Genomic DNA, 12,913 nt, shown 5'->3' with positions numbered 1-12,913 from the left:
CTGAAGCGACAGGCGGCGGTGCCGTCCTACCGGAACCGTGGGTGCCAACCGACTGCGGACACCTGGAGCGCATCCATGTGTACTTGGCACCGACCCACGGGAAACGATCTCTTCACCACGTTGTAGTGCAATCCCTCAGTGGGGAGGTCGGGTCTCGTCAGGGCTGTCACCAAGGCGTCGAGGTCGGGCGGGGTTCCCAGGGCCTGTACGTAGCGGAGAGAGGTTGCGTGCATGTCCGGCGCCGGGAGAGGGCGAAGACCGAGTTGTCGGGGCGTGCCGACACACCAGGTCCAGTCGATCGCGTCGAACGGTGGCCAACCGGCCGGCAGCTCGGCTGTGGCCGTGGCCGCCCGCAGCTCTCCCCTTACACGGTCCAGCTGCTGGGCTGCGGAGGTGACCCAGTTCTCGACCTTCATGACCTCATGCAGAGAAAGTGCTTCGATCGGCCACTTGATCTCGAGGCACAGACCGCGACGCCTGCCCGGGTCCACGACGACCACGTCCAGATCACCAGCAGTCCTGCCGTCGGTCCTGACCACCGGGACCCGTTCCGTGACCAAGGTGCCGGGCGTCGTGCGCAGCCAGGCAGCCCATGCTGCTGCGCGCTCGCCCTGTTCCCTACCTATGCGACCGAATCCCCTGGAGGCATGGGCAGCCGAGCGAAGCATGATCGGGTCCACAGCCCTCGGAGTGACGAGGGGCGGGCAGACGATGAGGACATCGCCGTGCCGGATCAGCGGGGAGGTCCTGCACGAGCGCCCGGTCCGGTAAGTGAGTCTTTCCACCACCAGAGCCTGGTGCGCCTCCGAGACGTCCGGGCACATCTCCGCGAGGACGGCCATCAGCTGGGTGTCAGTCAGGTGGAAGAGCGTCGTCTCCAGCCGGGAGAGCCTGTGCGCTGTCTGCTCGCACAGGGAGGCGATCCCCATGATCACAGCCAGGATGCTGATCATGTCGCCGGCGGTCATCCCTTCACCCAGGGGAAAGGAATCAGGCACCTGCCCTTCGGGCACCGACTGCCGGTATGCCTCGATCGCCGTGGAGGCACGCTGGACGGCAGCGCGCAGGACCTCTGGTGGCGGGCTGGTCCGGGAGTCGACAGGCCGAGTGGAGATCCATCGGCGCTCCGTCTCGGACAGCTCCGGTAGCCGTGTGGGACGTGCGCCGCGTTCGAGGAACATGTCGGCTACCTCGGCCGATGCGTTCCAGCGGTGGCGCATCCGGAAGTTTCCCCTGGTCATCCGTACCTGATAGGCCCCGCTCCGCACGCCGGTCTCCACCAAGTCCAGCCGTTGGGCCGTCGCTGCGGCAAGGACGATCTCGGCTGCTTCCTTTTCCGAGCACGTGCCCGTCCCGACGGGATAGTCGTGGTGCCAGACGATGAGCTGGGCGAGGACGCTCTCCCACGGCAGGTCCGTCATCATTCCTGCGCTGATCTCCATCGCACGGAGTTTTGTCGCCGTCCGGAGAAGGTCGTAGATCCGCTCCGGTCCGGAGTTCCAGCCACGTAGTGAGCGGACCTGGTCACGAGCGCTGGCGATGGTCTCCAGCAGGTCCAGTTCGGGTTTCACTCATGCTCCACTTGTGGACGATCGGCGTTCGACGGGCCCTGCGACGTCTGGCGGGGCCGGTGTGGGGAGGGCAGAGGACGGACCCTCCCCACCGGGCATTCACAGGGTGGGGTCCCAGTACCCGACTTTCGAGCCGTCCGGGGAACCGAACAGGTGCCAGCGGGAGAGGTTCCTGTTCCAGGACTGACAGGCCGTCTCGGGGAGCTGGAGGCAACCGTGGTCCGCACCCTCGTTCGTGATCATGCAGTTGGGGTCGTACAGACAGGAGTCGTTGTCGACGGCCCGGCTCACGACCGCGTCGAGGTTCTGCTCGAGTACGGTCCGCATGGCACCGAGGCTGAACTCGCTTCCGCCGTTGGGATAGATGGCGAAGGCCAGGTCGTATGGGAAGAGGTACTCGGACAGGCTGGTCTCGCTGTAGCCACTGTCGACTGCCAGCGCCCGCAGGAGCTGATGCGACAGGGAGTGGAGCAGACCGAACAGCTCGTGGACGGGCAGATCGGGATGCCCCGGTGCCGGGCGGGTCTCGTGGGAGAGGGCCTTGCCATCGCTCGGACCGAGCTGGTGCACCAGCCACTGGGCGACGCCGCCGGCGTCAACGAGGGCGCGTCGACTCACGAGCTCGTTGCGGACCAGCCACCGGCTCACCCGTTTCCTGTCCACAGGGAAAAGCAGTGCCTCCGCCTGCGTGGGGTGCGCGTAGAGCAGGGTCTTCTCAGGCGTGCCCCGTGAGGCGCGCCCCCGGTATGGCACGAGATCAGCCTCCTCGGGGCTGAAACCCGTCCGGCTGTAGCCGATCGCGAGGTAGGTGATCGGGAGATCGCTCACCAGACAGGTGTCCCGGCCGAGGCCGGCAGCCGCAAGGACCTCGGGGTAGCGCTCGTACAGGGCGTGGCGCTCGGCGTTGCGTGCCTCCCGCTGGAGGCGAGGGACGCCCAAGCGCTCCAGGTTGAGAACCCGACGGTAGGTGTGCAGCTCGGCTGCGAGCCCGCGGGCGTCGTCGCTGTCGGTGTCGAGTCCGAGAGCCTTTCCCACACGCTCCCTCAGATGGTCCACCTCTACGGGCATGAAGCGCGCCCGCAGCGCACGTGCCTGGTCGTGCAGACCGGCCTCCTCCATCACACGGATGCTCTCGACGACCTCGTTGGGGACGTCCACCGTGTGCCCGTCTGTGAGCCGCCGGAACTCCTCCTCGGTGATCTCACCGAGCCACCAGCCGAGTACGGCGGCCGTGTACAGGGGGTTGCCCTGGCGGGTGGCCTCTTCGGTCGTGGTCACGTTCACGAGCGTCAGGCCTTGGCCGACATGCGCTGTCCCCGCCGTGTGGAGCAGGGGTTGCATGAACTTGTCCGGGTAGCTGCAGGACGAGTTGCTGCAGCTCCACTGCACACCCAGCGGGAAGCCGCATGTCATGCACTCCCAGCGGAAGTCACGGAACCGACTCGCACGGTCGTCCAGCCTGAACCGGGTGTGTCCCCTAGGGCACTTGCTCGGCGGGTACATGGGCGACACCTCGCCGCACCTGTGTGCGAACACGAACTGGAGCTGCCGGTTGCCGACGGCGTTTCCGCACGCGGGGCAGGCCGGCGGCCAGTCATCCGTTCCCGGCCGGGGGTCACTGGCCGACCAGACGTGTCCGCACCTGCCGCTGGCGCAGCGCACCACCCGGGGCCAGATACGGCAGAAGACCTTGCCGGGGACCACGACCTCGTAGTGGCGATCAGCGAGCCGGTCCTCGTCTCCGGGAAACTCGGGTGCCCGGTCGGAGCCGGCGGCGAACGCACGGCCGGCGGCCCGCCACCTGCGTACGAACCGCATGGCCTCTTGAACCAGGTGCTCGCGGTCGAGCAAGGGGCCGTCGAACTCCTCGTCCCGTCCGAACTGCACTACCTGGGCGGTGTAGCCGCCGCGGTGGTCGAAGGTCTGACCGGGGCGGTACCGGTAGAGGACCTGGCCCCGGTCGCGGGCCATGTCGTCGTTCCTCGGGTTGAACGCCATCACGACCTCCTGCCGTCGGACACGATGTGGAACGGGATGCCCTCGGATACATCCCGAAGACTCGTCATGGGCCGGTATTCGAGGCCCAGGTAGTCGCCTGTGGCGCGGTATCCGCGGTTGTTGCCACCGGAGAGGCCGGCAGAGGCTCCGGCGGAGCGGAGGCTGGCCAGCGCATGCTCCACCATGTCCTCGAGATCACTGTGGAGCTCCTGGCCCTCCGGGCGATCCGACTGGAAGACCGTGTGAAGTGCCTCCAGCAGTTCGGTGAGCTGGACGCCCTCGAGCCCTCCGATCGAAGGGTCACGGAGCGCGGCCTGCATCTTCGAGAGGTCGTGCAGGTGCCCTGGCGCGTTGCCCGCTCGCCACCAGTCCCGGTTGGCGATTTGGAGGAGGTGGCCCATCAGTATCCCGGGGAGGGTCCTGCGCACGGCGAACCGGCTCCAGCGGTTGATGGCCACCGGCTCGACCATGCGGTCCAGGTACTCGTGGAACTTGCCGTGGTACCGGTAGTGCGACCGGTCTCGCTCTCTCACCGGGTTGAAGAGCATGAACACGAGGCCGTGGTACGCACGGCCGACCCGTGACGAAGCCTGGATGTACTCGGCCATGGACCTGGGCATCCCGTTGAACAGCATGAGGTTCAACCGGTCCACGTCGACCCCGTGGCTGACCATGCTCGTCGCGACGACCATGCCCGTGCTGCCGTCGGTGCTGCCCAGGTCGTCCAGGACACCACGGACCTCGTCCAGGCGCGTCTCGCCTTTCAGCTCGGCTACGCGGAGATCGGGGAACCCCTCCCTGCGCAGGGCCTCGTTGACCTGGGTGTCCAGCGAGCGCCGGATACGACCGAAGTCCACGAGGGTTGTCGCATACGTGAGACTCGTGCGGTACAGGTCGACGACTGCACGGAGCTCGTCCTCCGGCCAGGCTTCGAGAGCCGGGGGAAGATCCCGACGCTGGTCGAGCTTCCACAGAGCCCGGTGTGCGGAGGTCAGGATCCTGACCAGCGTCATCTCCGCCGTACCCCGCGTCGGCATGACCCCGACGAAGCGACGCAGGGGAAGACCTCGGTCGAGGCGCCAGTAGAAGCTCTCGTCGAGATTGGGGCCGGGGAGAGGAACCACCACCGACCGCAGGCCGAAGAGGTGTTCGCTCTGGCGGTCCTCGCCGCGGATGGTCGCGGTGGTCGCGACCACCTTCATCCGGACGCCCCGTCCGTCGGGGCGCTGCCGGGCTGTCAGCGTGCGCTGGACCTCCGCCAGGAGCCCCTCGTAGTGCCCCGAGAACGCACCGAGTTCCTCGTTGACCATGTGGAGTTCGTCGATGATCTCCAACGACGGGGAGGGGTCGTAGAGGGGAGCCCCCAAGGGCTTGGGAGGCGACTTCGGATGGCCTGGGGCATGACGCTCGTGGCACTTGCCGCCCCGACCGAATCCGTGGGGCGTGCACCAGCAGTCGACGTCCCCGAAGAGCGCGCCGAACCGGTCCGACAGTCCGATGTTCGCGAGCTTGTCCAGAGTGCCGACCACGACGGTGGGGAGGTAGCGGTAGATCTCCGTGTCCACCACGACGATCGGGAGGACCTTGCCGCACCTTTTGTTGCCGCAGACGTGTTCCAACCTGAGGCGATGGGGGTCGGGCGGCGGGATGTGCACCGACCGCTCACCGCAGTAGGGGCAGTCGTGCACCAGCCGGAACGCGTGCCGTTCCGTCTCGCTCGACCGAAGGCGGTCGAGCGTACGGTCGGCGGTCAGGGAGTTCGGCGTGTTGCCGCCGCCGGCGTAGAACCCGATGAAGAACGGCCACCCGGGGTCACCGCCGATCTCCTTCAGCCTGTCGGCGTTCCGGTCGCGGACGATGTCCGCGGCAGCGACAACGTCGAGTTGCCGCTGTGTCTGCTGCAGGGTGAGCAACCTGAGGGGGAAGCGGCACCAGGCCGAGACCCCGACCGCCTTGCCCCTGGCGCGGTCGTAGAACATGCACACCAGCACCAGTCCGAGGTACGCCTCGGTCTTGCCGCCGCCGGTCGGGTACCAGACGACGGTTGCCGCCTCGGTCGGGTCCACGCCCTGGTCGTCACCCCAGAGCCCGGGGGAGAAGAGGTGCTGCGGGTGCTCCCGCCAGGCCAGGGCGCCGAGCTGGCTGACAATGGCCACGAGCTGGAACAGCCGCCATCCCCGACTCGGACGCTTCCGCCGCTGGTTGAGCTCCGTCATGGACTCGTTCGCCAGTTGGAAGGCCACCAGCAGGCGCCTGTCCCGTCGCAACCACGCGATGCCGTCGCGGAACCGCGAGACCTCAAGCGCGGCGGCCCGTCGGTCGGCCTCCTTCCGGTCGGCCAGTCCGGGCCTGTCCTGGAGGTCCGCTGTGCTCCAGGCCGGCGAGTCCAGGTACGCCTCCATCTCGTCGGCGAGGTCGTCGAGAACCGGAAGCGGGTCGGCCGCGAGCGCCGCGTATCCCCATCGTTCGTCGGTCCGGGCCACGGCGCGGTGGGTGTCGTGCTGTGGAACAGGCACACTGCGCACAGCCACGAGTCGCCCGTCATGCCACCGCGGCTCGATACCGCAGTTGTTCGCGTACGCCCCGAGCTCCCCAGAGTAGCGATAGGCGTCGGCACCGAGATCCATCGTGATCGGCAGCAGACGGTCGCCCTCGACTTCCAGGCCTGCGCGGAACAGGGCGTTGTCCCTGGCCTCGTCACGGCGCGTACGGCCGGCGTTGCTACCCCGACCTTGGACGGTGATGACGGAGTCCTTGGCGAGGTTCTGCAGTGTCGCCGTCACGCGGAGCCGGCCGGAGGCAACGGGCCTCGACGTGACGACGACGTGGGCGGCGGGGGACGGCACCACGGGGTCACCGACGACCTCCCGGGCCAGCCAATGTTCGAAGGCCTCGTCGTCCTTCATCGAGGCAGGAGGGACCAGCCGCTCTCGGCGGTCGCTCCCGACGCGACGGTCGATCCGCGGGTCGCGGAGAGCCAGCTCGACGGCCTCCGCGAAGGCGTGCCGGAACTCGGCTTCCAGGGTCTGCCGCAGACCGGCCTCGTGCCCCAGGACGATCTCCACCGGCCCGACCGTCACACCAAGCCGCTTGAACAACGGAGCCAGCCGGTAAGGCTCCTCGCGTTCGCCGGCCCACTCCAGCTGCTGGACTCGGGTCGGCAGCGCCGAGTAGTAGAACGAGGCTTTGGCCTTGACCGTGACGGAGCTGGCGTTCTCGGCTTCGAACTCGAACCCGAGGCTGTCCGGAGTGGTCCGTCCGTACCGCGGAGCGGCGCCGCCCGGCTCGACGGTGTGGGGGCCGAGGCTTTCCATGAAATAGCGGGCACTGGGAGGTTCGCCCAGGCATACGTCGCCTTGGGCCTCTCCCGTCGCGTCGCTGACCACCGCGCTCACGAGGTGCTCGACGAGGGCTGTCTGCTGGGTGACACTCGGCTCGAACGGGGGAGTGGTCACGGCGTCTCCCCGAGAGGCTGGGCGTGTGCCGCCGGAAGGGGGGAGGGGCTGCAAGAGGACCTGACGAGGCAGGTGCCGTCGCTCGGGAACTGGCGACGGGGGAGCCGAATCGGCTCCGATGCGCGTGCCGGGGATGGTGAACATGCCGAACCGGCCCGCAGGACAGGGGTGTCCACGGGAACTCCAAGGTCCGCGAGTCAGAAGCCGCCATGGCACGACGCCATGGCCGGACATCTTCTGCTTCTCCGAACCTGAGCAGCATGGGCTCAGGTGGAGCGAAGTCGCAAGCTGCTAACCCAAATTGGCCAAGCCTGTCTCGAACGATTCGATTTCTTGCCTGAATCGATCGAATGCATCGATGAGCTCCTGCTCGGAGCGATCGGTGCCCCCGTCCTCTTCGACCGTGAACGGGACTGCCGACCTCTGCCGCAGGGGCGGACTACGATTGGCCCCCCTCTTGCCTGACCGCTTCGGCTTCCCGGTCCTGGTCGTCGCGTGTAGTCAGCTCGGGCTCCCGTTCAGTACCTCGGCCACTTAGTCCTGTGCGCCATGCGGAGTAGAGGCCCGCCAGCGCGATGGTCACCGCAGCGAGCGAATCGGGTGCGACGCCGAGCGCCACAAGGGCCACGCCCGTCGCCAGCACGGTCACGAGGGCCGCCAGGTCGTACATGGAGCGACGGGTGGAAGGGGTGCGTTGGGGCATGACGGCTCTCCTCTGGTGACGGACGTGACGGAGTCAGGCTGCGGTCCCCGGCGGCAGCTCGGGTAGCGTTCTCTCAGTTCTATCTGAGAGAAACCCATATGTATCGAGAGAACGGACGCTGATGTCAGCTCGCCTGCGGGGGAAGGAAGGGCGGCCGCCTGGTCTTCCCTGCGGAGAGAACGATGCAGAGGACCTGCTCGTCCTGTTCCTGCGGGGCCTTCGGGATGCCGCCGGACTGTCGGTGGAGCTGATACACCTTCAGCTGCCCGACATGGTGGGCAACAAGCCGAAGCCGGCTCCGTCGACGCTGCACAGAGTCCTGAGGGGTGTGGGCCTCAAGAACCATCAAGGCTTGGTCAAGGCCCTCATCGAGATATGCGTCGCGGACCCGGTCGAGGCGGCGAAGGCCCACAGGAGGGCCCGTGCGCTGCTGAAGAAGGCGTGGGAGCAGCCAGGCCGGGCCGAGTCCGACCAAGGTCAGGGCGATGACGAGGACTGCACTGCTCACCTGGCGAAACTCGTTCATGTGCACGGACAGTTGCTGGACACCCAGGCTGCCCTTGGTCTTGCCCTCCAGGCCAAGGAACAGGCGGAGGCCGAGCTCGACGCCCGCTCGAGCTCACGCGAAGAGGAGCTCGCTGAGCTGCGACGCAGGTTGCTGGCCGTCACGGGCGAGCGGGACGCGGCACTGAAGTACGTCCAAGAGGTGATGCAGCGGATTGCCGACTTGGAGCGGATGCTGACGACAGTCGGTCCGGAGCCGACTTCTGGCAGGAAGGCGGGGCCGGGGCAGGGAACGGAGCTGATCTCCGGCGTTGCACACGGTGCGGACGAAGTGCGCGTGGTGAGGGAGGAGCTGCTGGGTCTCGATCCCTCCGGGCGGCGTATGGCGGCTGTGCTGGGGCAGTCGATGGAGAGACTCCTCGACGGTGAGCTCACTGGACGTTTTCGCTGGGAGGAGCTCAGCAAGTCGGAGAAGGCGATGGCTGGGCAACTCGTCGGGAACCTGATGCGGCACGACTTCCGGTTCGACACCCGCGGACCGCTCGACTTCAGGATCGCCGGGGTTGATGTGGATCTCAAGGTGACGTCCGGTTCGACCTGGATCATCCCGAGGGAAGCCCAGGGCCGTGTGTGCGTGCTGGTCCACCTCGACCACCGCAGGGGGTTGTGGAGCCTCGGGGTGGTGAGGGCGACCGAGGAGACACTGGTCTCTGGCGCCAACAAGGACGGCAAGCGGAATCTGAGCCGAGCGGGACGCGAGGCGATCGAATGGATCCACAAGGACAGCCGTCTGCCGGTGAACGTCCTGAACCGACTTCCTGCCGCCGACTTGCAGACGATTCTTGCCCAGGCAACCGGCCAAGGGCGCGTGAACGAACTGTTCCGCGTGGCGCAGTGCCAGTCGGTGACCCTTCCGGTCCTCGCCACGGTCGCGAGGCAGCGGGATGCGGCGAAGAGAGCGCGGGATGCACGGAGGATCCTGGCCGCCGAGGGCATCCTCGTCCTGAACCACCGCAACTCCGATCCTGAGATCGCCAGGGCCTTGGGGTTGCCGGTCCCGGAGAAAGGGACGTGGGTCAGCGTTCGTCTGGCGCCAGCCACTGAGGCAGATCGTGACTCTGGTCGGTCGGTCGTCCTGTCCGGTACGCGGTGGAGACTGGCGAAGCCGGATGATGAGGTGAATCCCCTTCCCGGCCATTGACCGGTTCCACCCGCAGGTCCTACCACGTACTGGACGACATCGGATTGTCAGTGCCTGGGCGACATGGGTTCTGAGAGCCGCCCAGGACCTCGGCGAGGGCGCCCGCCGCCACCTAGCAGCCCGAGCCGACCTCGCCCTGGCAGCCGACGTCGGCGCCCGAGATCGACGCGTACTCCTTGAAGGCAGGACCGCCGGGTGAATGTCGGCCGCGCTGTTGCAGCCCGCTCCACAGAGAGCTTCTCCGGCCCCTGAGGGACCGGACCTCGCTGTCCATAGGGCACGCGCTCACGCCTGCCGTAACGTAGAGGTGCTGGCGGAGCTGGTCAGGCCCTGTTTGGACCTGATGACGTGCGGGTTAGCATCTCACTACAGATGAATCCCGGTTAGGGCAAGCGGCGAGTGTTTCGGATCCTCGGGGCCACTGAACATCTCGCTACCGGAGGTAGACCATGTCTCCCCGCTCATATCCCAGCTCCATTTGGGATCGGAACCTTGACGATGACGGGGTCGACCTGCCGCATCCGCCTGGGGGCGGTCCCGTGGGCCGCTTTCACGTGGCGCGGCAGCGAGGTGGAAGGCCCATTGCAGTGTCGGCGCGGCGCGTTACGACGGAGGACCATGCGGTCGCTGACGCTGTGGGCGGGCTCTATGGAGGTGTGCCGCAGTTGTTGGATACCGGCGACGAGCATGTCGTCGAGGTCCTGACTCACCGCGATCGCATCCCTGGGTTGCTGGGTGGCCGCGGGGCCGTCTCGCTTCGCATGGTGATGCGCGGAGCTGGTGAGACTTTCCATGCCTGCGACGGAACTCGGTTCTTGGAGCCGGCGGGCGCACGTGGATCGCTGTGTGGTTGTCCGGCGAGCCTGGCTGACCGCAACGTGGCAGCCCAGGCAGGCAGAACCATAGGCCCGCCCCAGGGCACGGCACCAACGGGGCTCCGGGGTGGCTGACCCCACAGGGGCCCGTGTTGTGTTCGAGGCGGGGTCAGCTGTGCCCGTCCGACATCGGGCGTTGCGAGGCCACTTCGGCGACAACCCTCCGCGAAGTCTGACGGATACTCAGGCACCTCTGACGCATCGTCAACCATTCAAGATCATCTTGCACGCGCGTTGCACAAGGTGCTGAAAAACAACAGTGATCAATGCGGGGTCGTGAAGGTGAGTATCCGCAGGTCAGCTGGCATATTGAGGTGTCGTGCCCCTCGCCTCCAAGGGGCACGACACCACGCCGATCAAATGTCCCGGAAGATCTCGATCTGCGCCCCGATCGAGTTCAGCCGCTCCGCCAGATCCTCGTAACCCCGGTTGATGACATACACGTTGCGCAGCACCGACGTCCCCTCCGCCGCCATCATCGCCAGCAGGACGACCACCGCGGGGCGCAGTGCCGGGGGGCACATCATTTCGGCGGCGCGCCAGCGGGTGGGGCCCTCGACGAGGACCCGGTGGGGGTCGAGGAGCTGGAGGCGGCCGCCGAGGCGGTTGAGGTCGGTCAGGTAGATCGCCCGGTTGTCGTAGACCCAGTCGTGGATCAGGGTCTGACCGGAGGCGACTGCCGCGATCGCCGCGAAGAACGGGACGTTGTCGATGTTCAGGCCCGGGAAGGGCATCGGGTGGATCTTGTCGATCGGCGCCTCCAGCTTGGAGGGGCGGACCGTGAGGTCGACCAGCCGGGTACGGCCGTTGTCCGCGAAGTACTCCGGCGAACGGTCGTGGTCCAGGCCCATCTCCTCCAGGACCGCCAGCTCGATCTCCAGGAACTCGATCGGCACCCGGCGCACGGTGAGTTCGGACTCGGTGACCACCGCCGCGGCCACCAGGCTCATCGCCTCGACCGGGTCCTCGGAGGGCGAGTAGTCCACGTCGACGTCGATGTTGGGCACGCCGTGCACGGTGAGCGTGGTGGTGCCGATGCCCTCCACCTTGACGCCCAGCGCCTCCAGGAAGAAGCACAGGTCCTGGACCATGTAGTTCGAGGACGCGTTGCGGATGACCGTCACGCCGTCGTGCCGTGCCGCGGCCAGCAGCGCGTTCTCGGTCACCGTGTCGCCGCGCTCGGTCAGTACGATCGGGCGGTCGGGGCTGACCGTGCGGTCCACCTGCGCGTGGTACTGGTTCTCGGTCGCCGCGATCTGGAGCCCGAACCGGCGCAGCGCGATCATGTGCGGCTCGATGGTCCGGGTGCCGAGGTCGCAGCCGCCGGCGTACGGCAGCTTGAACTGGTCCATACGGTGCAGCAGCGGGCCGAGGAACATGATGATGGAGCGGGTGCGTACGGCCGCCTCGGCGTCGATCGCCGTCATCTCCAGCTCGGCCGGCGGGACCAGCTCCAGGTCGACCCCGTCGTTGATCCAGCGGGTGCGCACGCCGATGGAGTTGAGCACCTCCAGCAGGCGGTACACCTCCTCGATGCGCGCGACCCGGCGCAGCACCGTGCGGCCCTTGTTCAGCAGGGACGCGCAGAGAAGGGCCACACAGGCGTTCTTGCTCGTCTTGACGTCGATGGCGCCGGACAGCCGACGGCCGCCCACGACCCGCAGATGCATCGGGCCCGCGTAGCCCAGCGAGACGATCTCGCTGTCCAGAGCCTCACCGATGCGGGCGATCATCTCAAGGCTGATGTTCTGGTTGCCGCGCTCGATGCGGTTGACCGCGCTCTGGCTGGTGCCGAGCGCCTCCGCGAGCTGCGTCTGCGTCCAGCCCCGGTGTTGCCGGGCGTCACGGATGAGCTTGCCGATGCGTACGAGGTAGTCGTCTGCCATGAGGTTGAGGTTATCTCAGATATGAGATGGTGCTCGCTTGGGGGGTCCATTCGAGTGATGGCGCGTCAATGACCTGCGGGTTCCCAGGGATGCGCCAGTCATGGGCGATGCGTGAGCGATGAATGGGTGATTCATTCCGCAATGCCGCTCATTACGGATTTAGCCGCTGATGGGGCGATGTGTGAGCGGGGACGAGTAGACGACGCTGGTCGTCACGGACCCCAGACCGCCGATCCGTCCCGAAATCTCCTCCAGATGGCGCATCGAGCGTGCCGCCACCTTGATGACGAAGCAGTCGTCGCCCGTCACATGGTGCGCCTCCAGGATCTCCGGCATCGCCTCCACCAGGTCATGGAATGGCTTGTAGTTGCCGTTCGGGTAGCGCAGCCGTACGAACGCCATCACGGCCAGTCCGACCCGCTCCGGGTCCACGACCGCCGCGTAGCCGCTGATGACCCCGCACTCCTCCAGCCTGCGCACGCGTTCCGTGACCGCGCTGGCCGACATGGAGACGGCCCGTGCGAGGTCGGCGAAGCTGGTCCGGCCGTCCCGCTGGAGGACGTCGAGAATGCGCCAGTCGATGGCGTCCAGGGATATCGCGGTCATGGTCGAGAAATAGCACGGATTCCCCGGCCGATCGGGTGACATCGCCGTGGATCGAGCCTTCAGAGCATCAGTTCCGGTCCGTAGATTCAAGCCGAACAGCCGGACAGCCGGACA

The 12,913-nt window shown here is 67.2% G+C and carries 7 protein-coding genes; 1 reads left to right on the top strand and 6 read right to left on the bottom strand.

All coding sequences use genetic code 11. The annotated features are described in order from the left end of the window. Nucleotides 1-26: 26 nt before the first annotated feature. The 4 genes from HEP81_RS09855 to HEP81_RS09840 all read right to left on the bottom strand — a co-directional run bounded on the left by HEP81_RS09855 (nt 27) and on the right by HEP81_RS09840 (nt 7,727). On the bottom strand, nt 27-1,571 hold the full coding sequence (locus HEP81_RS09855) for a hypothetical protein (RefSeq protein WP_037655339.1): 1,545 nt from the start codon (nt 1,569-1,571) through the stop codon (nt 27-29). 99 nt (nt 1,572-1,670) lie between these two features. Beyond that, complete coding sequence (locus tag HEP81_RS09850) at nt 1,671-3,569, bottom strand: hypothetical protein (RefSeq protein ID WP_037655341.1); 1,899 nt, start codon at nt 3,567-3,569, stop codon at nt 1,671-1,673. Further along, nucleotides 3,569-7,024, bottom strand: a complete 3,456-nt coding sequence (locus HEP81_RS09845) for a helicase-related protein (protein ID WP_037655343.1) — start codon at nt 7,022-7,024, stop codon at nt 3,569-3,571. Before HEP81_RS09845 ends, HEP81_RS09850 begins: the two co-directional genes overlap by 1 nt. A 439-nt stretch (nt 7,025-7,463) precedes the next feature. Next, nucleotides 7,464-7,727 carry a hypothetical protein gene (locus HEP81_RS09840; RefSeq protein WP_037655345.1) on the bottom strand — a complete coding sequence of 88 codons (264 nt, stop codon included), beginning with the start codon at nt 7,725-7,727 and terminating at the stop codon, nt 7,464-7,466. A 121-nt stretch (nt 7,728-7,848) separates the two neighbouring features. Between HEP81_RS09840 and HEP81_RS09835 the strand changes: the two genes are divergently transcribed. Beyond that, nucleotides 7,849-9,432 (top strand): NaeI family type II restriction endonuclease, encoded by a 1,584-nt coding sequence (locus tag HEP81_RS09835; RefSeq protein ID WP_051850145.1) that lies wholly within the window; start codon nt 7,849-7,851, stop codon nt 9,430-9,432. 1,231 nt (nt 9,433-10,663) lie between these two features. On the opposite strand, the gene HEP81_RS09830 is transcribed toward HEP81_RS09835, so the two are convergent. Both HEP81_RS09830 and HEP81_RS09825 read right to left on the bottom strand, forming a co-directional pair. Beyond that, nucleotides 10,664-12,193 (bottom strand): helix-turn-helix domain-containing protein, encoded by a 1,530-nt coding sequence (locus tag HEP81_RS09830; protein WP_037655348.1) that lies wholly within the window; start codon nt 12,191-12,193, stop codon nt 10,664-10,666. Between the two features lie 159 nt (nt 12,194-12,352). Beyond that, nucleotides 12,353-12,799 (bottom strand): Lrp/AsnC family transcriptional regulator, encoded by a 447-nt coding sequence (locus HEP81_RS09825; protein WP_037655350.1) that lies wholly within the window; start codon nt 12,797-12,799, stop codon nt 12,353-12,355. Nucleotides 12,800-12,913: the final 114 nt, after the last annotated feature.

The organism is Streptomyces griseofuscus, assembly GCF_014673495.1.
Lineage (GTDB): Bacteria > Actinomycetota > Actinomycetes > Streptomycetales > Streptomycetaceae > Streptomyces > Streptomyces murinus.
The sequence above is the reverse complement of the archived record's forward strand: the minus strand, read 5'-3'. Positions and strand labels throughout refer to the sequence as shown.